Here is a 21,849-nt window from a genome sequence, read left to right on the forward strand (position 1 = left end):
TTCTGGTTAAATTAACAGTTGCAACAATGAAAGATCGTCGCCCAGTTTGACGCTATCTATGTGTTGATGAAAGAGCTTTCCCGCTTCCTGATTATGCTGGCTAAGGGAGTGGAAGCTGTAAATAACATCAACGATATTATCTTGTTCAATTTTTCCCGCCACGAGAGCCTGACCGGCAAGTAACGTTTTAAGGAAATAGAACTCCGCAACGATTAAATAAAGATTATTCAACATGCTACGGCCATTGTTCTGTGGGAAGCCCTGCTCCCATAGTTTGTATTTAAAAAAGTTCTTAAATAAATGGTCATTGGTCGCCAGGTAACTGCCCGCCACATCGCGCCAGACGGACTCGATGTTCTCCATGACCTTCTCTGCCGGAACGGTATCACCCGCAGACTCAAATTGTTGGTATAGCTGGGTAAAATAACGATTTAATACTGCGCCGCCGCGGGCTGTCGCTTTCTTCGTAAAGTAGCTCTGGATGAGCGAAATTAACGCGAATTTCAGACTGTAGTTCTGATTAAATCCGCCTAATTCCGTTTTGATTTTATCGCTCACCAGTTCGTTAACCAGCGAGAAATAGACCGTTTCGAGCGTGCCGATATTCTCTTCGAGGTTTTCGAGCTTTTCAGCCACCATGAGGAATTTCACCACAGCGTAAACCTGTTCTTCAACGCTGACGTTCTCAACGCTGAAAATATTCTGGCAGAAGAGATTGATGACTTTTGCCTTTAAATCAATCATCGGCGCAGTATTGACGTCCTGCTGGACAATGACCGATTCCATCATCGACATAGACTCCCGATCGTTCAACAGAAGTCGGGTAACTTCCGGACACGAGAGATTCAATGATTTTTCGATTTCATTTTTATAGACCCGGTTTGTCCGTGGAAACGACGAACAGGTTGGGCTTAAGGCCTGCGCGCCCATGGCGCTGTGAATAGAACAGAGTTTTTCCGTATCCATAAACGGACAGTTTTTACTTTCCGTATGGAAAATCACTTCGCCCCAGTGGCCATACTGTTTTTTGGTAACTTTTATCGCCGTTTTCGCCGTGTGACGAATGGCGGCATTTTTACTGTTCAGATAGCGATTAACGGAGGATTTATCAAACGCGATGGTCCAGCCCTGACAACAATGTTCACGGCATTCCCCACCGACACAGGAGAAATCTGCGACCAGTTTAGGCTGGGTAATAACGATCTGTTTCACAGGCGGGTCCTCAAAATTCAGAGACAAAAAAACCCCGCCGAAGCGGGGTTTCGTGCGTAAAATTAACGCAGCAGAGACAGAACGGTCTGTGGAACCTGGTTTGCCTGAGACAGAACAGAAGTACCAGCCTGCTGCAGGATCTGCGCGCGGGACATGTTGGAAACTTCAGTTGCGTAGTCAGCGTCCTGGATACGGGACTGAGCAGCAGACAGGTTGTTAGAGGTGTTGTTCAGGTTGTTGATTGCAGAAGTGAAGCGGTTCTGCACAGCACCCAGGCCTGAACGTGCTTTATCAACCGTAGCGATAGCTGTGTCGATGGTGCCCAGGTCGGTAGCGGTCATTGCTGTCAGATCGATGCCTTTAACACCCAGAGTGGTAGAGTCAGCTTTAGCGCCGCTCAGGTCCAGAGTGATGGTGTCGCCGTCGTTTACGCCAACCTGAATGGCAACTTTACCGTCGGAAGCTTTACCCGCGGTACCTGTCAGGAGTTTGATGCCGTTGAAGTCAGTTTTGCCCGCAACACGGTCAATTTCAGCCAGACGAGCGGTAACTTCATCCTGCAGAGAGGCCAGGTCAGTTGCGCTGTTGGTGCCAGTACTTGCCTGAACAGCCAGTTCACGAACGCGCTGCAAGTTGTTGTTGATTTCGTTCAGGGAACCTTCAGCGGTCTGCGCCATGGAGATACCGTCGTTGGCGTTACGTGCTGCCTGAGTCATACCTTTGATCTGGGAGGTCATGCGGTTTGCAATCGCCTGGCCAGCAGCATCGTCTTTCGCGCTGTTAATACGCAGACCTGAAGACAGACGCTCAATAGCAGTGCCCAGAGAAGACTGAGATTTGTTCAGGTTGTTCTGAGTAGTCAGGGACATCAGGTTAGTATTGATAACTGCCATAATTTTCTTTCCTTCAAAAATTGGGTTTTAGGTCCGGTGCCTAACACTCACAGCGTCTCTCACCGTCAACAAGGTTATCGACGGGTCCCCAAAAGACTTTAGAATCAATTTTGAAAAAATTATAACTTAATGATTATTAATGGTTTTATTTTTAAAAAATCAATTAAGGTTCATGAGAGGTTTATTATTTACGCTTTTTTAACGCACAAAGAGATGTCAAAAAAGGCACACACTTTCTCCTGTTTTTAATGCGCCGATAATGATCCTAAAGTGCAATCCTTTCATTTACCCCGCCAGGACGTGTCTATTCTTTGGATTATTTTTTTCTCACCATCGTAAACTTTTACGTTAAGAGGCCGATAAGAGTCCTGAACTACTTTCGTATTTTAAGGAAAATATGCATGGCTACTATCAGTAACCTCGGGATAGGTTCTGCAGGACTCGGGGATTTATATAATCAGTTGGAAGCGGCAGAGAAAACCAAGCTGACGACGATTACTTCCCAGCAATCAACGTATAACGCACAGTTAAGTGCTTACGGCAAACTGCAGAGCGCCATGACATCGCTGCAGACTGCGACCGCTGCACTTGGCAAAGCAACCACCTGGAACTCAACGTCCGTTAGCAGCACCAACACGGCCTTTACTGCCACAACTACGGCTGACGCGTCCGTGGGTTCCTTTGTTGTCAACGTCAACCAGGTTGCAAAGGCACAGGCGCTCACCACGGGCTCCTATGCAAACAACACGGATCTGCTGGGCGATACGACAGGTACGACGCGTAAAATCACCATCACCCAGCCAGGTACGAAGACACCTTTAGAGGTGAACCTGGCAGATGGTGATACTTCCCTGGCAGGGATTGCGAGTGCTATTAATAAAGCCAACGGCAACGTCACCGCCAGCGTCATTAAAGCGAAAGACGGTGATTACCGCCTGATGCTGTCATCGAAAACCACCGGTACGGATGGCGCGATGACGGTAAGCGTCACCGGCGACGCCAAACTTCAAAGCGCGATTGGCTATGATTCAACCACCAAAACGGGCGCGCTGACGGTGAACACCGACGCGCAGAACGCCATTGTGGTGGTAAACAATATCTCCATCGAGCGTCAGTCGAATACCATTACCGATGCGCTGCCTGGGGTCACCTTCTCGGTGAAGGCCGAAAGCAAAGCGGATGAAACCCTTGAGGTATCACGCGCAACGGATGCGAACCAGAAGGCGATCACGGACTGGGTCACGGCGTACAACTCGCTGCAGTCCACTATTAACAGCCTGACGAAGTATGTTCCGGTCGATGCAGGCGCTGGCGGCCAGTCCACCAGCAACGGCGCGCTGGTCGGTGATGCTAACGTTCGCGGGATCCAGTCTCAGCTGCGCGGCCTGCTGACCGAAGCACAAACCGGCTCCATTCAGATCATGGCGCAGCTGGGTGTTACTCAGGATCCGGTGAAAGCGTCCGACGGTACCATCGGTAACCTGAAAGTCGATACCGATAAGCTGAAAAAAGCGCTGACCGACAACCCGAACGCCGTACAGCAGTATTTTGTCGGTGACGGAAAGAAAACCGGTATGGCGACCCAGATGAACAACACGCTGACCAATATGCTCAGCACCAGTACTGGCAGCGCCGGAGTGATCCAGAACGCGAAGGACGGGATCAACAAAACGCTGAAAACCCTGGGTGAGCGTTACGATGCCATGGATGCCCAAATTGAAGCCACCATGGCGCGTTACAAAACCCAGTTCACCAGCCTGGACGTATTAGTTACCAAAATGACCAGTACGGCCAACTACCTGACCCAACAGTTCTCACAAAAGTAGTCGTAGCCTTCAGGAGTGGATATGTATAAGACCTCTGGTGTTCAATCTTATCAGCAGATAGGAGTTGAAAGCGCAGTCATGAATGCCAGTCCACACCAGCTGATTGTCATGTTGTTCGACGGGGCGCACAGCGCCCTTGTTCGCGCGCGTTTGTTCATGGAAGCTGGACAAATTCGTGAGAAAGGCGAAGCGTTATCCAAAGCCATTAACATCATCGACAACGGTTTAAAAGCAGGACTGAACATGGAGGTTGAGAGCGAGTTGTCCGATAATCTTGCCTCCTTGTACGAATATATGGTTCGACGTTTGTTGCTGGCGAATGTCAGTAACGACGTAGACACAATTGTTGAAGTCGAGGGTTTATTAAACAACATTGCGGATGCGTGGAAGCAAATTGGCCCCAATGCGTCCTCTATTTCAGGATAATTTTGATGAACAATCCCAGCGCAGCGCTTAGCCACTGGCAGGCGTTACATGCTCAGAGCATTGCTATGCTAAATCTCGCACATTCTGGTCAATGGGATGCGCTTATCGAGCAGGAAATGCATTACGTACAACTGGTGGAAAGGATTTCTCAAACGCCCATCATGTCATGCCCTCCGGCTCAGGTTGAGCAAGCGCGTGCGCTGCTGGAAATGATCCTCGACAATGAGAATGCGCTAAAGGCACTGCTGAAGGTCCGCATGGACGAGCTGCGTAATCTGATTGATCAAACCGGCAAACAGCAATCCATCACGTCTACCTATGGAAAGCTGTCAGGAAATATTCTTTACCCAGAAAATTTAACCCGCGACTCACAATTATGATTTCTTCATCCATACTCCAGAAGTCTGCCAAACGGCTTCTGGAGCACGGACGATGAAAAACCCCACCCTGTTACAATGTTTTCACTGGTATTACCCTGCGGGCGGTGAATTGTGGCGAGAGGTCACGGCGTTAGCCCCCAATCTTAACGAAATCGGCATCAATATGATCTGGTTGCCGCCAGCCTGTAAAGGCGCATCCGGCGGGTACTCGGTCGGATACGACACTTACGATCTCTTCGACCTCGGTGAGTTTGACCAGAAAGGCAGCGTCGCCACCAAGTACGGTGACAAAGCTCAGCTGCTGGAGGCCATCGACGCACTCAAAAGTAATGAGATCGCCGTCCTCCTTGACGTGGTGGTTAATCACAAAATGGGCGCAGACGAGAAAGAACCCGTCCGCGTTCAACGCGTCAACGAACAGGATCGCACGCAGATCGACGATGAGATCATTGAGTGTGAAGCCTGGACACGCTACACCTTCCCTACCCGTGCCGGGCAATATTCGCAGTTTATCTGGGATTACAAATGCTTCAGCGGCGTCGACCATATTGAAAACCCCGATGAAGACGGCATTTTTAAAATCGTCAACGACTACACCGGTGAAGGCTGGAACGACCAGGTTGATGATGAGATGGGTAATTTTGATTACCTGATGGGCGAAAACATTGATTTTCGCAACCATGCCGTCACCGAGGAGATCAAATACTGGGCCCGCTGGGTCATGGAACAAACTGGCTGTGACGGTTTTCGTCTGGACGCCGTCAAACACATTCCCGCCTGGTTTTATAAGGAGTGGATTGAGCACGTTCAGGAAGTCGCAACGCAACCGTTGTTTATCGTGGCGGAATACTGGTCCCACGAAGTGGATAAACTGCAGGCCTATATTGACCAGGTCGATGGCAAGACGATGCTGTTCGATGCCCCCCTGCAGATGAAATTCCACGAAGCATCGCGCCAGGGTCGGGAATACGACATGAGCCAAATCTTTACCGGCACCCTGGTCGAAGCCGATCCGTTCCATGCAGTAACTCTGGTTGCCAACCATGACACTCAGCCTTTGCAGGCGCTGGAAGCGCCGGTCGAAGCTTGGTTTAAACCGCTGGCCTATGCCCTGATACTGCTGCGTGAAAACGGAGTGCCCAGCGTCTTTTATCCGGATTTATTCGGTGCCTGCTATGACGATACGGGCGGTGACGGCGAAACCTACCATATTGATATGCCGATCATCGAGCAGCTTCACGAGCTGATCCTCGCCCGCCAGCGTTTTGCCCACGGCGTGCAGACGCTGTTCTTCGATCACCCAAACTGTATCGCCTTCAGCCGCAGCGGCACCGAAGACGATCCTGGCTGTGTGGTGGTGATGTCGAATGGCGATGACGGCGAGAAAGTGATTTGTCTGGGTGAAAACTACGGCAACAAAACGTGGCGTGATTTTCTCGGCAATCGCGAAGAAACGGTCACTACCGCAGCGGATGGCGAAGGCACCTTTACCTGCAAAGGTGGAAGCGTCAGTGTGTGGGTGATTGAGGATGCGTTGTAGTTGTAAAAGCATCTGACGTGAATTGAATGCCGGGTCAGGCGAAGCTGCCACCCGGCAACATGCACTACGGAAGTTTACTCTCCAGCGGATTTTTGCTCAGATAATCTGCGCACTCTACCGTCGGGCGATCGACCTTCTGTAGCTTCATACCATCATACTCAAGAACAGAGCCATCGCGCTCCAGCGGATAAATATCCAGCTTGCGGGTGACGTTATAATAACTGTCTGAACGCAGCATGATTTTACCCGGTACAGCGATTACGCGCTGCCACTGACGGCAGTCCAGCGTATCGCCCTCCTCCGTCACCACCAGCGTGGCAATCGCCTCTGGGCTCACCATTTTGCTCTGCGGCCCTTTTGACTGCCAGTACCCTGCCAGATGCGCCGGGACGGGGTGTTTGATCACTTCCTGATAGTTATCCACCTGAACGCACCCGGTCAGTGCCAGCAGCGCGCCAGCAATTGCTATTTTTTTCATCATCTTTCCTGCATTCGAAGAAAAAAATATTGTGGCATTAAAGCGCTTGGGCTGCCAGCGAAGATCGACGGGGCTTAAACTTGCATCCCCATCACATGAGCATACATTTTTCATAATCGACAAAGATCGTCCAAGAGCGCACCAAATAACAGATGGTTAGAGTTGTCGAAAACATCAGTCGTCTAAGTTCACCTTAGAGCGAGTGCTGTTTTGTGTCCCATCCATGCCCCATTACATCACCGGGCAGTCGTCGAACTCGCCAGAGCGAGCATCGTTGATGCTGTAGGTGATCACCCCAAACACCGGCCGAGAAGTATCCGAGGTGTCATCCTTCGATGGTAACGGCTCCCTCCTTCCATTTTCAGGGTTCTCCAGACATGGATGCAGTAGCGTCCTGTAGCGCATGATCCTGAACTCACCATCAACAGCACAGACAAGCAGAGAACCGTCTTTCGGTGTGAGCGATGAATCGACGATGAGCATGGCACCCTTCATGATACCCGCACGCAGGTATGTCGTTCCGGCTACCATCATGTACGTAGCTGATGGGTGAATGATAAGGCGCTTATCGAGCGATATGCGCTCTTCAACGTAGTCTGCTGCCGGCGACGGGAATACCATGATGCACCTCCGATAGTTGCTGTGTTTATATACAGCATTACCGATCGACGGTATCGATCAAGCACTAATAAAGTGCTACTATTGTAAGCTTATCTAACTGCATGTTAATGCAATGAATTTAGTCTCCTAACCATGGCCAGATGATGAACAACAATAAAATTCAATCAATACATTACCTTCGCGGCATCGCCGCTTTGCTGGTAGTGGGATTTCATGCAAGGCAAATGCTAAACGGAATGTTTGGAATAAAGGATTTAGGCAACTTCTTGCTACTCAACGGGCAGGCAGGAGTTGACCTTTTTTTCATTATAAGCGGTTTCATCATCTCTTACTCAACGCATGATAAGGAACGATCTTCTGCTGGGTCTTTTATTTTAAGAAGGTTTTTTCGCATTTACCCTGTATTTCTAGCATCATTATTTTTATGTTATTTAGTCGTCAATCACGTAAAGCCAATTGAAATTTCATCATTAATAAAATCAGCACTGCTTATTCATACTAACTATTCAATGCACGGACCATTCTTTGGTTATAACGTACTATATACAGCATGGACGCTCACTTATGAACTATATTTTTATATAATATTCGTAATTGCAATGTCTATTAATCATTATCATAGAGTATTGATTACCTCAACTCTTCTGTTGTTGCCGGGAATTCTCATTCAAAATATTTACAACGATGAAATATCTCTTTCAGGAGACATGCATTTAAACGGAGCCAGCATCCCAATGCTTAATTTCTTTGCATCACCAATGTTGATTGAGTTTATATATGGGATGTTATTATATAAACTTGTGAGCAAAGTTAATTTATCAAAATATTCCGGGATAATATTATTCACTTGCCTTTCATTTGTTTTTATTTGCTATTTCAGTAATTTCAGAATTGGATCCGGACCGTTGAATTATGGCATATGGGGGCTAGCAATCATTGTTGGCTTAATGGTCTTTGAACGTTCGCATGATATCGGCAAGAGCAGAATCCTGACGGTTCTTGGTGATATATCTTACTCACTTTATCTAACACACGTCATCGTGATTTATGTGATGATATATTACCCTAGTTACGTTCCTATGTATGAAAAAACTAGCGGAATATCTAGGTTTGCATACATGGTCTGTGCCTCAGTAACATTTTCCTGGTTAACGTATGAATATCTAGAAAAGCCGTTCATCATGATTGGAAAGCGAATAATCAAAGCAGTCCGTCGTCCATTACCAGCCAGTCATTCTCTGTAGCGCAGTTCCGTCTGTAGCCGACGTTGGGTCAGAGCCTCTTTTTATCCTGAGGCCTGACCCGCCATCACATAATCTTATCGCTCCTATCCGTAAAATTCCTTAGCTCCAGATTACTAGCATATTCGTGCTTTCGGTTTTCCTGGCTCGCCAAATATGATTGTTTGCCCACCTAATGCGTTTCCAATGGCAATATGGAGACAGCAAAAAGCCCACCGAAGTGGGCTAATTGCTTGCTGTGTAATGAATTTTAATCATTCACTTCCTTGCGGAAAAGAATAAGTTTTGATGTTGCGAGATTCACAAACATCCCGGCAATGCTACCTGCTGCAACTCCGATTATTGGATGCTCTAAAACAATTCCGTACGATGATATAAGCCAACTGTACAGGCCATAGTTAACAGCACCACCGCATAGCATGAGCAAGAGATAAGACACGAATTCTGAACCAGCCTTCATGTTTGATCTTTTCCCTTTGAAGGTAATGCTCCTGTTGAAGATCCATGTAAACAGAACTGCGGAAAAAAAAGAGAGGCCTCTCGCTATGTAAGGCCCTAGGCTTCCTATTAGCAGGTACAGAACTGCAGTATCCACAAGAAAACCAAGACCTCCGCTGATAGCGAAGAAAAACAACTCTCTTAAAACCTTCATCATTTTTCTTTGCCCATGAATGGAAGTGGTATTCCAAGATATACCAACCTCTTCATTTCGTGTCGTCCTCTGGTAACGTTATCCAGGATTAATCCGCAGACAAATGAAAGTGCAGCGGCGATCATAATTGAGGCAGCTAAAATTGCGGTTGGAAATCTGGGAACAAGGCCAGTTTCAAGGTACTCTGTGAGCAGAGGGAATCCGAGAATAACTGATGTCAAAGCCATAAGCAGTGCGCAGATACCGAAGAAGGCAAATGGTCGCTCAGTGATATAAAGCCGCGCAATCATCTTCAGGATGCGGAATCCATCGCGATATGTTGAAAGCTTGCTGACAGAGCCTTCGGGTCGCGCACCATATTCCGTCATCACTTCACCATAAGGCATTCGCAGTTCAAGAGCATGCACCGTGAGCTCTGTTTCTATCTCGAAGCCACGAGATATAGCCGGAAATGATTTCACGTATCTGCGAGTGAATGCGCGATAACCTGACAACATGTCAGTAAAATTGCCGCCGAATATCTTAACCACGCTGTGAGTGAGCATGTAGTTGCCCCACTGGTGACCGCGCCTGTAAGCCTCTCCGGTAATCTCTTCTTTTGTCTTTCTGCACCCGACAACCATATCAAGGTGATTGTCAAGAAGCTTGTCTACCAGCGATTTAACTGCTCCTGCCTCATAGGTCGCATCACCATCCACCATCACGTAGATATCAGCCTCTACGTCTGCGAACATCCGTCTTACAACGTTTCCTTTCCCTGGTAATTTTACCGAGATAACCTTTGCTCCTGCAGCCTCTGCAACTTGTGCCGTGCGATCGCTTGAATTGTTGTCGAACACATAAATGTCGATCTCAGGCAATGCCTCTCTGAACCCATAAACAACAGACTCTATCGCTGATTCTTCGTTATAGCATGGAACAATTAATGCTACATGCTGACCACGGTAATGCATACAAACCTCGGTTAATTATTTCTTGTTTTGATAGACAGCAAAATAAATGGAACGCTAACGGATGTGGCCATGATGGACCAGTACGCGTACCTGAAATCTGATGCTACGCCTACAAACAGATAAGCAAGCAGATAAAGGAAGCTGGATGTATTCAAGGCAATGATTAAGTTTTTCGCTTCTCCTTTGCTTGCAAACAGGCCATACAAAGAAAATGCCAACGAAACTATTAACCAGAATCCAGGCTTAAACAGTGGAGTGTCGCCAAGGAAATCAGTTATTCCTTGTAATGCAACAAAGGCTTCGGTCTTTTTGTATTCGAATCCTAATGAGTTACTTGCCGTCCTGTCCTCAAGAATCCCTCCTGGTTCCCACAGCAGGCTCTTAAAGTTTTCATAGCGATGCTGAAGGTATGCAGTTGGCTGATGGTAAATAGCTTCCAGCCATTTCCCCATCAAAGACCCATCATCCCATGATCCAGATGCAACAAGCCTTTTAAGAACGAAGCCACATGGCCCCCAAGCATAGCTGTTCCACGAACGCGAGTCGTAGCACTCATTCCTTATTTTGCTATCTTCTTCATCGCTCCACTCTTCTTTGAAGTGGTTGCTATCAGAGAAGTGTGATATCCCGCCAATATCAAAAACTATAAGCGACTGAAAAGCCTTTGATTTTGACGCATCGAGGATTTTGTAGTTGAAAACTGAGGTAAATAGTAATGCGCACAGCGGGAATAAAACGAGTGCAAACGCCAGCTTTTTCCATGCCCATGGTTTCTCATCTACGACCAGCAGCCATGCCAGTGGGATGAGGCCGAATATGGCATTGAACCTAAACATGCTTCCAATTATCAGAAGGATGCCTGCAAAGATAATAATCTTTCTTTTCCCTGTTTCATTCCGGTTGGCGATGACTACCAGGCCAACTGCAAGCATCCATGTTACGGCATGGAAAACATCTTTCAGAATGTGGCTTAGCGTACCCAAGGCAAACGGCATGAACCCAACAACAATCACTGACAGGGAGAGGTATTTATGTTTTGCTGGAATTGATGCTGATAGCAGTAAAAGAGAGCCCCAGTACATTAAGCATTCCAGAAGGAGCATGCCGAATGGGCCTGGTATTATCTTATCTGTAATCGACCATATGAAGCTCATTACTGGTGGATGCCAGTCTGTGAATATAAATCTTGAGCCTTGCTGATACTGGTCAAGGGCGTCACTGCTTACTATGCCAGGATAAAACGCTAAGAGCGTAATTATCAGCCCAAACAGTGACAACAAAATCTGAGGCGCAGACCTCTTAAAATCTATCCTTGTTATTGACATTGAATCATCTAATTTCGGGTTTTTCCTGAGGATTTAGGCAGGGATTTTCACACATGAAGTGTAGCCAGGCAAGATCTTTGGGGCTGTAATGGGGGGTTAAAAGGCCGCCGAAGCGGCCCGTTTTTTGTTACAGGGCTGTGCCATCAGAAACGCTTGATGGGTCAGTTCCTCGCTTGATGCGAAGTCCCGTACCATCATCCCATAATCTTATAGCCCCAATCCTCAAGAATCCGCCATTCCAGTTGCCAGGGAAGTTAACGCATTCATTTCTTCCCTGGTCTGCATAGATTACCGTTTGCAACCCAAGAATATTTGCAAGAGGAGTTGGTCCTGTAGATTTGAAGCCATACATCCTGACATGAGAAGTGTTATCCGTCTGAAGAGGCACGTATGCGGATCCTACAGCGACAACAAATGGATCATTTATCGTTACCTGAGAGTTTCCTGTGACTGTTATCGCACTAACACCGGACAGGTTGATGTTATAAGATGCCTGCAGTCCATTAATGGAAGCTTGACTATCGACAATAGCAACCAGTCTTCCGTCTCCGGAAACAACTGTCAGATTCTCTATACCATACGTATTGATGTTCATGCCGTTACATCTTGTCAGGAACAAAGCATAACGCGCTCTTGTATCTTCGCTATAACAACTGGTCATGGATGTGTAGTTCATCTCCGTGAATATCCAGCTGTGCTTGTAACCAACAATACCAATGCGCTCAAACGTTCCTGATGTACCAGAACCTAATCCGTTTTGAATTGGAGTTACGTTAATTCCTACAGTTCCTGTTATTCCTGTTGGTGCAGAGAAATAACATCCACTAAAGGAGTATGTGTAAATATTTCTCGCATCAAAGTCTACAAGACCTCCAACGGACCAGACGCTTTTAAGGTCAAATGCATTACCAAATGGGCAGTAGATTCCATAAGCTGATGATGCACTACTGGCATTTTTTATGTAGCAGTTTTTGACTGACCAGTATCGAGCAAATTGCCCTCCAGTGTGAGCAACCACGATCTGAGCTTGTTTATCTGAGAATGTTGAGGTGTAACCGACACCTACAGGAGTGGTTGCATTTGGAGCGTCAGTTGATGAAAGTAATTGTCCACCATAGGTAATATCCACCCCGAATTTCGCATTAAATTCTAGGTGCCTACCTGTTTTCATAAGGATTGGCTTAGAAAAGTAGTACGCAGATTTATTGCCTCTAACTGCTCTGTTTGTACCTTGCTCTGCGTTTTTAAGTGCCAACTCAAGATACGACCAGTCATCATCAGCTGTTAATCCAGTACCTTTTGCTCCTATGGAGTCAAAACACACCTCTCCATTCGAAATATCCAGATACCATACAGACCCATTAGCATCTGTCACTGCAAGCTTATTAAGCTGAAGCGGTGTCTGGCTTGGAGTTGCCGTTTCGGCAGAACGTACCCAGATATCGCGCTTACCAAAAATATCGTAGTAGCCAGATGTGCGCACTTCCTTGATTTGGGGTGCAAGGCTTGAAGCCATAAGTGCTGTAACAGTGTTTAAATCGGCAGCGGTGAAATAATCCTGCGCCGTTGCGCCGGATGGAGATCCAATAGCAGCAGCACCTACTGAGCTTGCCAGCATGCTTCTGAGGGTTGAATCTCCAACACTGAGCCATGCACCTGTCCCAACACCTCCAGTCGAGCCAGGCGTAGAACCATTCGGCACAATCTTACCTGATGGAAGAAATGAACCATCCCAGCGATAGTATTCTTCGTCAGTGGTATCTTTTAAAATCTGATTGGGGAGCGTTAACGTTGCCCCTGCCTGGAATGTACCTACAGGGATCCACCCATACTGAGCAATAGCCTGCTGCGCGATCCAGCGCAAACCTTCAATGGTGTAATGCTCGTTACCAAACCGGTCAATATAAGTATTAACCAGCGAGGTAACAAACTCGTCAATTTTACCGGCGTTAAACTTCAGATCGCGCGGCGATTCGCTTGGAACAAGCAAGTTGGTAGGTTGCGTAGCCATATTTATTCCATAAAAAACCCGGCGCGGTGGCCGGGTTGTGATGGTCGGGATGGGTCTTATTGGTAAATCAGATCGCTATACTCAGCGAGAGTTAATGCGGTACTTCCCTTGCCGTCAGGTTGCTTGGCAGTGATTGTCCACTGCCCTGCATCGAGCTCCTGTGACGTGGCAATGACGTACCGGGAAGGCGACTGGACGTCAACACCGTCGAACAGGTTAAGGTCAATGTCTGGAATGGCAGCAGTAAAGCCAAACGCGGTGTCAGTGCGCGGGGATGCCTGGTATCGTGCAGTAGTGGCACCGGATGAATCCGTGACCTGCACAAACATGGTTCCGGAGAAGTTGAGACGCTCACTCGTCTCAAAGTCATTGCCGCCCCGTGACACAATGTATCCGGCCTGCTGGTTGGTGTCGTATATGTCCGGCACCTGAACCATGTCGCCAATGTTTACCCATTCTCCGTCAGCCATTGCTGTAATAGCCATGGTCATACGGGAGAAAATGAGCCTCTTACACTCGCGCAGCGCCCGCTCGTCAGCCTTGAATCTGTTCCTTACATACAGCATTTCGAACTTCTTCGCCTTGGCCGGTAACCCTTCAATAATAGAACTGCCGGATATCCTGTACCGGACAAAGTATTGCTTATTGGTGTCAGAATTGCGGAACTGCACTTCAACGCCGTCATAGCCAATAGGAAGAGTCGTATCGTACGAAAGTGAGTAACCATCTGGCTTGGTATTGGCCCGGTTAAATATCGTGGCCGCTGATGTTTTTCGACTATCGCGGGTAAATGACAGCACACCGTTATGGTCATAAACGGACACGCTGACTGCGTCACAGATGGTTTCCATTCGCGAACCGAGCGACACATCCTCATCATCAAAGGTATAATCGAAGTATCCGAGTCCCGGATCGATGGCGTCGATTTCAGCCTGAATCTGGTACAGGCCGTAAATGTCAATGCTCGACTCCGGCTGCTGACCGACAACGAGCCAGTTAAACAACGCGATATCCGCAAATTTCCGTGACGGTCGGAGCGTATAATCAACCTGCTGCGTCGTCATGTTGTAGCTGATAACGTGGCGGGTGATCAGCGCGTTGTATTTCCTGTCACGACTTCCGGTGGCGTTCTCTGTCGCCCGGACGACTATTTTCACCAGCGTGTCATCAGGATGTACAACATTGGTCCTGACATTGATGGCATGTATCTCTTCAAGCTGTATTTTGCTGTCACTTGCGCTGTTTTTTATGCGCTCAAGCGAGACGGCATAGCGTCCGTACCCAGCTGCTGGAGTTTGCTTATATGTCCGGTAGTAGGTTTTCGAAACGCCCTTTATCCCTTCTACAATCGCATAAGTCCCCGTCTCCTCTGTGCCTGGGATCTGATCATTATTATCATCGACCTTCCACCATTTAATTTTGGAAGAGTCGTTATGCTGCCCGGCGTAACCGGCAATTACGTGGATCTATAGCTGAGCTGACTGCACCGGGGAAATAAACGGGCCTACCACAAGCGTTCCGTTATCGGCCAGGATAAATTTTGTTGTGTTGATGGTTACGCCTGATAAATCAAAGCCCGGCGCTGAAATTTTATTGAACGTGAAAGTGTAATACTTAACCGGGTTAATGACGCTTCCGTCGTCACTTTCAACGATGCTTATCATCGACCCTGAAAGCTGCACATCTTCCGTTACAGAACCACCCGGCACCGGCCTGGTTACATTGCTCGTGAAAGTAACCGGGTGAGGAATGATCAGACCAAGGAAATAGTCAAAATCAGCCTGTTTTACGATTTTCATCGCAATATCATCACCAGCGTAAACGCCACTTATGACGGTTGTCGCCGTCGTGCTTTCAATTGGCATGCCTTCTTTTTCGTTTGGCCCGAGAAGTTCCTGCCCGTCAACGTCGTCAAACTGGTAGCCCTCGATGAACTGGGGGATCACTTCACCGGGCTGATAAATGGTGTAACTTGCTCCCGCCATTGAGCCAAGATTAGTTTCAGAGAACCGCACATAGGTGATGTCATATTTCCCCAGGCCAAAGCACATAAGCTCAGTTACGTATTTCAGCCAGGTGTTATCTGCGCCGCCAGGGACATATTCAAAAACTGATTCCTGGGTGAGGTCAGGGAACGCCCTGATCTGCCCGAAGTTATCAGGCTTAGCCTCACCATTGCGCGCGATGTTGGCCTGCCCCTTCAGGCTGTTGTTTGGCGATGTTTCACTGTTCCCGCTTGAAGCGCTCGCATTGGGTTTTGGCATCAGGCCGGCAAGAACCTTCTGCGTAAACTTGATCGGGTTGAGGTGCTTGAGCGTTCCCGCTGCAAACCTGATCCGCTGACGCGCGACGAGTTTGTGAGGATGATTAACGCCTGCGCCCACCAGCAGCTGAAAAACATGTGGTCGCTGGCCGTGTATACGGGCGTACGGCACGGAGAACTCGTGTCGCTGGCCCGGGAAGATATCGATCTGAAAGCGGGTACGATGATGACCCGCCGGAACCACACTTTAACGAAGGAGTTCACCCTTCCGAAAACTGATGCCGGGACGGACCGCGTCATCAACCTAATTCAGCCGACGATCGACGTGCTAAAGAGCCAGTCCGAATTAACACGTCTCGGTAAGCAGTATCAGATGGAGGTGAAACTGCGCGAATATGGCCGTGCCGGGCATCATTACGCAGTTCGGTCGATCAACCAATCGTGGGAAGCGGCAATGCGACGCGCCGGGATTCGCTATCGCAGAGCATACCAGTCCCGACACACGTATGCATGCTGGTCGTTGGCTGCCGGTGCTAACCCGAACTTCATCGCGAAGCAAATGGGCCACACCGACGCCCAAATGGTTTACCGGGTGTACGGATCCTGGATGGCTGAAAATAACCAGGACCAGGTACTCATCCTCAACCAGAAATTAAGTGAGTTTGCCCCATCCATGCCCCACGCTGTAGGATCGGATGGTTATTAATTATAAATATCATTAGGTTAGGCAACCTAAACCTGCATGCCCATCACTTCCTGATAAGCAGACACAAGCTTATTACGCACCTGAATCCCCATCTGCAGGGAAACCGAGGCTTTTTGCAAATCGGTCATCACATCATTCAGTGCCACGCCCGGCTCGCCGAGGGTGAACTTCTCCGCCTGAGTACGTGCGGCGGTCTGGGTATCGCTGATACGGTCAAGCGCGGCGTGCAGTTGTCCTGCAAAACTGATGCTCGGTTGTTCTGCCATATTCTGATTACGGGCCGTCATCGCCGTTGCCTGCAACTGACTGATCACCCCTTCAATACCCTGTATAGCCATGACTCTCCCCTGAATGGTTTTTTACGGGGTCAAGACTAACAGCTTGTCAATAAGATAATGGCGGTAAATAGCGTGAAAAAACCAGGTTATTTGACGCATAGAAAATCCTGAATCATCAAATAATGGCAGGGCCATCAATATGGAACTTTTGTCGTGTTTGCCGACCCGGGAGTCAGTTTTGTTTCTCTACACGAATAACGTAAACCACCAGGATTTAAGAGGTGCGCAATGAGTGCAACAGCATCGACAGCGCCACAAAATAAATCACTCGAGTGGATGAACCGCCTTCGCGCGAATCCTAAAATCCCGTTGATCGTGGCAGGCGCTGCCGCAATTGCGATCCTTGTAGCGATGGTCTTGTGGGCGAAAAGCCCTGATTACCGCACGCTTTACAGTAACCTTTCCGATCAGGATGGCGGTGCTATCGTCACCCAGCTTACCCAGATGAACATCCCTTATCGCTTTGCGGATAACGGCGGTGCGCTGGAGGTACCGGCTGATAAGGTGCACGAACTTCGTCTGCGCCTGGCGCAACAGGGACTGCCAAAGGGCGGTGCGGTTGGTTTTGAACTGCTGGATCAGGAAAAATTCGGTATCAGCCAGTTCAGCGAGCAGGTGAACTACCAGCGTGCGCTGGAAGGTGAGCTGGCCCGTACGATTGAAACATTGGGTCCGGTGAAGAGTGCCCGTGTGCACCTGGCCATGCCTAAACCCTCCCTGTTTGTCCGCGAGCAGAAATCCCCGTCGGCCTCCGTCACCGTTAACCTCCAGCCTGGCCGTGCAATGGATGAAGGACAAATCAGCGCGGTGACCCATCTGGTCTCCAGCGCCGTTGCCGGTCTCCCGCCGGGTAACGTGACGCTGGTTGACCAAAGTGGTCATCTGCTGACCCAGTCCAATACCGCAGGCCGCGATCTGAATGACGCGCAGCTGAAATATGCCGCGGATGTGGAAAGTCGCGTGCAGCGTCGCATCGAAGCCATCCTTGGCCCGGTCGTGGGTAACAGCAACGTGCATGCTCAGGTTACCGCGCAGATTGACTTCTCTAATAAAGAACAGACCGAAGAGCAATACAGCCCGAATGGCAACCCGGCTCAGGCGGTAATGCGCTCTCGTCAGGTCAATGAAAACGAACAGGTTGGCGGCGCATACCCAGGCGGTGTGCCGGGCGCACTGTCTAACCAGCCAGCACCGGCTAACGCGGCGCCAATCTCAACGCCACCGGCTAATCAGCAGAACGGTCAGCAAACGAATCAGCAGACCACATCAACAGCCAGCACCGCCGGTCCGCGTACCAGCAGTCGTAACGAAACCACCAACTACGAAGTGGACCGTACTATCCGCCACACCAAACTGAACGTGGGCGATGTACAGCGTCTGTCGGTTGCGGTGGTGGTGAACTACAAGACGCTGGCGGATGGCAAACCGTTGCCGTTGACCGCCGAGCAGATGAAACAGATTGAAGACCTGACCCGTGAGGCGATGGGTTACTCCGAGAAGCGCGGCGACACGCTCAACGTGGTGAACTCACCGTTCAACTCGGTTGAAGAGTCAGGTGGCGAACTGCCGTTCTGGCAACAGCAGGCGTTTATCGATCAGCTGCTGTCCGCAGGTCGCTGGCTGCTGGTTCTGATTGTCGCGTGGCTGCTGTGGCGTAAGGGCATTCGTCCTCAGCTCCAGCGTCGTGCAGAAGCTGAAAAAGCGGCGCGCGAACAGGTCAGTACCCGTCAGGAAGTGGAAGATGCGGTTGAAGTTCGCCTCAGCAAAGACGAACAGATGCAGCAACGCCGTGCTAACCAGCGTATGGGCGCCGAGGTCATGAGCCAGCGCATTCGCGAAATGTCAGATAACGATCCGCGCGTCGTGGCGCTGGTCATCCGCCAGTGGATGGGTAACGAACATGAGTAACACGCTTTCAGGCACCGATAAAAGCGTCATCCTGCTGATGACCATTGGCGAAGACCGTGCGGCCGAGGTGTTCAAACACCTCTCCCAGCGCGAAGTACAGATTCTCAGTGCGGCAATGGCAAACGTACGCCAGATCTCTAACAAACAGCTGACGGAAGTGCTGTCTGAATTTGAGCAGGAAGCTGAACAGTTTGCCGCGCTCAACGTCAACGCCAACGACTATCTGCGCTCCGTGCTGGTCAAGGCGCTGGGCGAAGAGCGTGCTGCCAGCCTGCTGGAAGACATTCTGGAAACGCGCGATACCGCCAGCGGTATTGAGACGCTCAACTTTATGGAGCCGCAGAGTGCCGCCGACCTTATCCGCGACGAGCACCCGCAGATTATCGCCACCATTCTTGTCCACCTCAAACGTGGCCAGGCGGCCGATATTCTGGCGTTGTTCGAAGAGCGCCTGCGTCACGATGTGATGCTGCGTATCGCGACCTTCGGTGGCGTCCAGCCAGCCGCGCTGGCGGAGCTGACCGAAGTGCTGAACAACCTGCTCGATGGCCAGAACCTCAAGCGCAGCAAAATGGGCGGCGTGAGAACGGCGGCAGAGATCATCAACCTGATGAAAACGCAGCAGGAAGAAGCGGTCATTACCGCCGTTCGCGAATTCGACGGCGAGCTGGCACAGAAAATTATCGACGAGATGTTCCTGTTCGAAAACCTGGTCGAAGTGGACGATCGCAGCATCCAGCGCCTGCTCCAGGAAGTGGACTCCGAGTCGCTGCTTATCGCCCTCAAAGGTGCCGAGCAGCCGCTGCGCGAGAAGTTCCTGCGCAACATGTCTCAGCGTGCGGCAGATATCCTGCGCGACGACCTTGCCAACCGTGGCCCGGTCCGTCTGTCTCAGGTGGAAAACGAACAGAAAGCCATCCTGCTTATCGTTCGTCGTCTGGCGGAAACCGGCGAGATGGTGATTGGCAGCGGAGACGACACCTATGTCTAATGAACTGCCGTGGAAGCGCTGGACGCCCGACGATCTGGCGCCTCCCCTGTCAGAGTTCACACCCGCCGTGCTGTCGCCCGAAGAGGGCGACCCGGACATCGAGCAGCCTGAGCTGAGCGAAGAAGAGCAGCGCGCGCAGATGCTGGCCCAGCTGCAGATGCAGGCCCATGAGCAGGGCTACACGGCTGGCCTGAACGAAGGACGCCAGAAAGGCCACGATCAGGGGTATCAGGAAGGTCTGGCCAAAGGGTTAGAACACGGCATTGAACAGGCGCGCCAACAACAGGCTCCGCTTCACGCCCGTATGCAGCAGCTGGTCAGCGAGTTTCAGCACACGCTGGATGCGCTGGACAGCGTCATTGCCTCAAGGCTGATGCAGATGGCGCTGGAAGCCGCCCGTCAGGTGATCGGCCACGCGCCGGCGGTGGACAACACCGCGCTGATTAAACAAATTCAGGGTCTGCTTCAGCAGGAGCCGCTGTTCAGTGGGAAACCGCAGCTGCGCGTTCATCCGGACGACCTCCAGCGCGTGGAAGAGAGTCTGGGCGCGACGCTGAGCCTGCACGGCTGGCGTTTGCGCGGCGACCCGTCGTTGCATCACGGAGGCTGCAAGGTCTCTGCCGATGAAGGTGACCTGGATGCCAGCGTTGCGACCCGCTGGCAGGAACTGTGCCGCCTGGCAGCACCGGGAGTCGTCTGATGACTGCACGCCTCACCCGCTGGCTCAACACGCTCGATAATTTTGAAGCGAAGATGACGCAGCTGCCGTCCGTTCGCCGTTACGGACGACTCACGCGAGCCACCGGCCTGGTGCTGGAAGCCACTGGCCTGCAGCTTCCGCTGGGAGCCACCTGCGTGATTGAGCGTCAGGATGGACAAGAGACGCGTGAAGTTGAGAGCGAAGTCGTCGGCTTTAACGGCCAGCGCCTGTTCCTGATGCCCCTTGAAGAAGTTGAAGGTATTCTGCCCGGGGCGCGCGTGTATGCGAAAAATATCAGCGGCGATGGACTGCAAAGCGGGAAACAGCTCCCGCTTGGCCCTGCCCTGCTTGGCCGCGTTCTGGACGGAAGCGGTAAACCGCTGGACGGCCTGCCCTCGCCGGACACCACCGAAACCGGCGCGCTGATCACCCAGCCGTTTAACCCTCTTCAGCGTACCGCCATCGAACATGTCCTCGACACCGGCGTGCGCCCGATTAACGCCCTGCTGACCGTAGGCCGCGGGCAGCGTATGGGCCTGTTTGCCGGCTCAGGGGTGGGCAAATCCGTCCTGCTTGGCATGATGGCACGCTACACCCAGGCCGATGTCATCGTCGTGGGTCTGATCGGTGAACGTGGTCGCGAAGTAAAAGACTTTATTGAAAACATTCTGGGCGCAGAAGGCCGTGCCCGCTCGGTGGTCATCGCCGCACCGGCGGATGTCTCACCGTTACTGCGTATGCAGGGTGCTGCGTATGCCACCCGTATCGCGGAAGATTTCCGTGACCGCGGCCAGCACGTGCTGCTGATTATGGACTCCCTGACCCGCTATGCGATGGCGCAGCGTGAAATCGCTCTCGCCATCGGAGAACCTCCGGCGACCAAAGGTTATCCGCCTTCGGTCTTTGCCAAGCTCCCGGCGCTGGTCGAACGTGCAGGAAACGGCATCAGCGGCGGCGGCTCAATCACCGCTTTTTATACGGTTCTGACCGAAGGCGATGACCAGCAGGACCCGATTGCCGACTCCGCGCGTGCGATCCTCGACGGTCATATTGTGTTATCGCGCCGTCTGGCCGAAGCCGGCCACTACCCGGCAATTGATATCGAAGCATCAATCAGCCGTGCAATGACGGCATTGATAACAGAGAAGCACTACGCCCGCGTGCGTAACTTCAAACAACTCCTCTCCAGCTTCCAGCGCAACCGCGATCTGGTGAGCGTGGGGGCGTATGCCAAAGGCAGCGACCCGATGCTCGACAAAGCGATTAGTCTGTGGCCGCAGCTGGAGGCGTTTTTGCAACAAGGTATTTTTGAACGCGCCGACTGGGAAGACTCACTCCAGGCACTGGAGCTGATTTTCCCGCAGGTGTAACACAGGTGGAGGGCG

20 protein-coding genes and 1 pseudogene are annotated in these 21,849 nt (G+C 50.6%); 10 read left to right on the forward strand and 11 right to left on the reverse strand.

Going from position 1 to position 21,849, the window contains the following annotated elements; genetic code table 11:
- Positions 1-6: 6 nt before the first annotated feature.
- Together fliB and HV242_RS14075 are read right to left on the reverse strand one after the other, a co-directional pair.
- Positions 7-1,212 carry a flagellin lysine-N-methylase gene (fliB, locus tag HV242_RS14070; protein ID WP_044867690.1) on the reverse strand — a complete coding sequence of 402 codons (1,206 nt, stop codon included), beginning with the start codon at positions 1,210-1,212 and terminating at the stop codon, positions 7-9.
- A 62-nt stretch (positions 1,213-1,274) separates the two neighbouring features.
- Complete coding sequence (locus tag HV242_RS14075) at positions 1,275-2,105, reverse strand: flagellin N-terminal helical domain-containing protein (protein ID WP_044867689.1); 831 nt, start codon at positions 2,103-2,105, stop codon at positions 1,275-1,277.
- A 401-nt stretch (positions 2,106-2,506) separates the two neighbouring features.
- Between HV242_RS14075 and fliD the strand changes: the two genes are divergently transcribed.
- The 4 genes from fliD to amyA are packed head-to-tail and all read left to right on the forward strand — an operon-like array spanning position 2,507 to position 6,277.
- A complete protein-coding gene (gene fliD, locus HV242_RS14080) occupies positions 2,507-3,931 on the forward strand; it encodes a flagellar filament capping protein FliD (RefSeq protein WP_044867688.1) in 1,425 nt (474 codons plus the stop codon).
- A gap of 21 nt (positions 3,932-3,952) precedes the next feature.
- Positions 3,953-4,357 (forward strand): flagellar export chaperone FliS, encoded by a 405-nt coding sequence (gene fliS / locus HV242_RS14085; protein ID WP_044867687.1) that lies wholly within the window; start codon positions 3,953-3,955, stop codon positions 4,355-4,357.
- 5 nt (positions 4,358-4,362) lie between these two features.
- The gene (gene fliT / locus HV242_RS14090; RefSeq protein WP_044867686.1) at positions 4,363-4,737 is read left to right on the forward strand and encodes a flagella biosynthesis regulatory protein FliT; all 375 of its coding nucleotides are present in this window, start codon (positions 4,363-4,365) and stop codon (positions 4,735-4,737) included.
- Positions 4,738-4,789: 52 nt separating this feature from the next.
- The gene (amyA, locus tag HV242_RS14095; RefSeq protein WP_050737004.1) at positions 4,790-6,277 is read left to right on the forward strand and encodes an alpha-amylase; all 1,488 of its coding nucleotides are present in this window, start codon (positions 4,790-4,792) and stop codon (positions 6,275-6,277) included.
- Between the two features lie 64 nt (positions 6,278-6,341).
- Here the strand turns inward: amyA and yedD are convergent, their stop codons facing one another.
- Positions 6,342-6,755 (reverse strand): lipoprotein YedD, encoded by a 414-nt coding sequence (yedD, locus tag HV242_RS14100; RefSeq protein ID WP_050737005.1) that lies wholly within the window; start codon positions 6,753-6,755, stop codon positions 6,342-6,344.
- A gap of 231 nt (positions 6,756-6,986) precedes the next feature.
- On the reverse strand, positions 6,987-7,376 hold the full coding sequence (locus tag HV242_RS14105) for a HumD family translesion DNA polymerase (protein ID WP_050737006.1): 390 nt from the start codon (positions 7,374-7,376) through the stop codon (positions 6,987-6,989).
- Between the two features lie 143 nt (positions 7,377-7,519).
- On the opposite strand from HV242_RS14105, the gene HV242_RS14110 reads away from it, so the two are divergent.
- A complete protein-coding gene (locus HV242_RS14110) occupies positions 7,520-8,620 on the forward strand; it encodes an acyltransferase family protein (RefSeq protein ID WP_050737007.1) in 1,101 nt (366 codons plus the stop codon).
- Positions 8,621-8,867: 247 nt separating this feature from the next.
- Here HV242_RS14110 and HV242_RS14115 read toward each other — a convergent pair whose 3' ends face one another.
- The 6 genes from HV242_RS14115 to HV242_RS14140 form a co-directional block, all read right to left on the reverse strand.
- Entirely contained in the window at positions 8,868-9,272 is a 405-nt protein-coding gene (locus HV242_RS14115; protein ID WP_050737008.1) for a GtrA family protein, read from the reverse strand.
- Complete coding sequence (locus tag HV242_RS14120) at positions 9,269-10,222, reverse strand: glycosyltransferase (RefSeq protein ID WP_050737009.1); 954 nt, start codon at positions 10,220-10,222, stop codon at positions 9,269-9,271. Before HV242_RS14120 ends, HV242_RS14115 begins: the two co-directional genes overlap by 4 nt.
- An 11-nt stretch (positions 10,223-10,233) precedes the next feature.
- Positions 10,234-11,547 carry a hypothetical protein gene (locus HV242_RS14125; protein ID WP_050737010.1) on the reverse strand — a complete coding sequence of 438 codons (1,314 nt, stop codon included), beginning with the start codon at positions 11,545-11,547 and terminating at the stop codon, positions 10,234-10,236.
- Between the two features lie 127 nt (positions 11,548-11,674).
- On the reverse strand, positions 11,675-13,558 hold the full coding sequence (locus HV242_RS24165) for a tail fiber/spike domain-containing protein (RefSeq protein WP_050737011.1): 1,884 nt from the start codon (positions 13,556-13,558) through the stop codon (positions 11,675-11,677).
- A gap of 56 nt (positions 13,559-13,614) precedes the next feature.
- Positions 13,615-15,024, reverse strand: coding sequence for a host specificity factor TipJ family phage tail protein (locus HV242_RS14135; protein WP_306461578.1), 1,410 nt, complete (start codon positions 15,022-15,024; stop codon positions 13,615-13,617).
- Positions 15,025-15,822 (reverse strand): hypothetical protein, encoded by a 798-nt coding sequence (locus HV242_RS14140; RefSeq protein WP_063858312.1) that lies wholly within the window; start codon positions 15,820-15,822, stop codon positions 15,025-15,027.
- Positions 15,823-15,867: 45 nt separating this feature from the next.
- Between HV242_RS14140 and HV242_RS14145 the strand changes: the two are divergent.
- Positions 15,868-16,527 (forward strand): annotated as a pseudogene (locus HV242_RS14145) (site-specific integrase); the annotation flags it as partial.
- A gap of 26 nt (positions 16,528-16,553) precedes the next feature.
- Here HV242_RS14145 and fliE read toward each other — a convergent pair.
- On the reverse strand, positions 16,554-16,865 hold the full coding sequence (gene fliE / locus HV242_RS14150) for a flagellar hook-basal body complex protein FliE (protein WP_050737012.1): 312 nt from the start codon (positions 16,863-16,865) through the stop codon (positions 16,554-16,556).
- A 228-nt stretch (positions 16,866-17,093) separates the two neighbouring features.
- Here fliE and fliF point away from each other — a divergent pair, with 228 nt between their 5' ends.
- Genes fliF through fliI form a run of 4 tightly spaced genes read left to right on the forward strand, consistent with a single transcriptional unit; the run spans position 17,094 to position 21,834 of the window.
- Positions 17,094-18,773: a flagellar basal-body MS-ring/collar protein FliF gene (fliF, locus tag HV242_RS14155; protein ID WP_025203806.1), complete on the forward strand. Its 1,680-nt coding sequence runs from the start codon at positions 17,094-17,096 to the stop codon at positions 18,771-18,773.
- Entirely contained in the window at positions 18,766-19,764 is a 999-nt protein-coding gene (gene fliG, locus HV242_RS14160; protein WP_014170730.1) for a flagellar motor switch protein FliG, read from the forward strand. The genes fliF and fliG overlap by 8 nt, the downstream gene beginning before the upstream one ends.
- A complete protein-coding gene (gene fliH / locus HV242_RS14165; protein ID WP_063858311.1) occupies positions 19,757-20,464 on the forward strand; it encodes a flagellar assembly protein FliH in 708 nt (235 codons plus the stop codon). The genes fliG and fliH overlap by 8 nt, the downstream gene beginning before the upstream one ends.
- Positions 20,464-21,834: a flagellar protein export ATPase FliI gene (gene fliI, locus HV242_RS14170; protein WP_032678467.1), complete on the forward strand. Its 1,371-nt coding sequence runs from the start codon at positions 20,464-20,466 to the stop codon at positions 21,832-21,834. Before fliH ends, fliI begins: the two co-directional genes overlap by 1 nt.
- Positions 21,835-21,849: the final 15 nt, after the last annotated feature.

This window comes from Enterobacter sp. RHBSTW-00593 (assembly GCF_013784105.1).
In the GTDB taxonomy this organism is placed as follows: domain Bacteria; phylum Pseudomonadota; class Gammaproteobacteria; order Enterobacterales; family Enterobacteriaceae; genus Enterobacter; species Enterobacter ludwigii.

Bases quoted from the DNA above. Each gene is read 5' to 3' on its own strand.
- fliD (WP_044867688.1), top strand. From the start codon at position 2,507: ATGGCTACTATCAGTAACCTCGGGATAGGTTCTGCAGGACTCGGGGAT.
- fliS (WP_044867687.1), top strand. From the start codon at position 3,953: ATGTATAAGACCTCTGGTGTTCAATCTTATCAGCAGATAGGAGTTGAA.
- fliF (WP_025203806.1), top strand. From the start codon at position 17,094: ATGAGTGCAACAGCATCGACAGCGCCACAAAATAAATCACTCGAGTGG.
- fliE (WP_050737012.1), bottom strand. From the start codon at position 16,865: ATGGCTATACAGGGTATTGAAGGGGTGATCAGTCAGTTGCAGGCAACG.
- HV242_RS14125 (WP_050737010.1), bottom strand. From the start codon at position 11,547: ATGTCAATAACAAGGATAGATTTTAAGAGGTCTGCGCCTCAGATTTTG.
- HV242_RS14105 (WP_050737006.1), bottom strand. From the start codon at position 7,376: ATGGTATTCCCGTCGCCGGCAGCAGACTACGTTGAAGAGCGCATATCG.
- fliI (WP_032678467.1), top strand. From the start codon at position 20,464: ATGACTGCACGCCTCACCCGCTGGCTCAACACGCTCGATAATTTTGAA.
- yedD (WP_050737005.1), bottom strand. From the start codon at position 6,755: ATGAAAAAAATAGCAATTGCTGGCGCGCTGCTGGCACTGACCGGGTGC.
- HV242_RS14110 (WP_050737007.1), top strand. From the start codon at position 7,520: ATGAACAACAATAAAATTCAATCAATACATTACCTTCGCGGCATCGCC.
- fliT (WP_044867686.1), top strand. From the start codon at position 4,363: ATGAACAATCCCAGCGCAGCGCTTAGCCACTGGCAGGCGTTACATGCT.
- fliH (WP_063858311.1), top strand. From the start codon at position 19,757: ATGTCTAATGAACTGCCGTGGAAGCGCTGGACGCCCGACGATCTGGCG.
- HV242_RS14140 (WP_063858312.1), bottom strand. From the start codon at position 15,822: ATGCCAAAACCCAATGCGAGCGCTTCAAGCGGGAACAGTGAAACATCG.
- fliG (WP_014170730.1), top strand. From the start codon at position 18,766: ATGAGTAACACGCTTTCAGGCACCGATAAAAGCGTCATCCTGCTGATG.
- HV242_RS24165 (WP_050737011.1), bottom strand. From the start codon at position 13,558: ATGGCTACGCAACCTACCAACTTGCTTGTTCCAAGCGAATCGCCGCGC.
- HV242_RS14120 (WP_050737009.1), bottom strand. From the start codon at position 10,222: ATGCATTACCGTGGTCAGCATGTAGCATTAATTGTTCCATGCTATAAC.
- HV242_RS14075 (WP_044867689.1), bottom strand. From the start codon at position 2,105: ATGGCAGTTATCAATACTAACCTGATGTCCCTGACTACTCAGAACAAC.
- amyA (WP_050737004.1), top strand. From the start codon at position 4,790: ATGAAAAACCCCACCCTGTTACAATGTTTTCACTGGTATTACCCTGCG.
- HV242_RS14115 (WP_050737008.1), bottom strand. From the start codon at position 9,272: ATGATGAAGGTTTTAAGAGAGTTGTTTTTCTTCGCTATCAGCGGAGGT.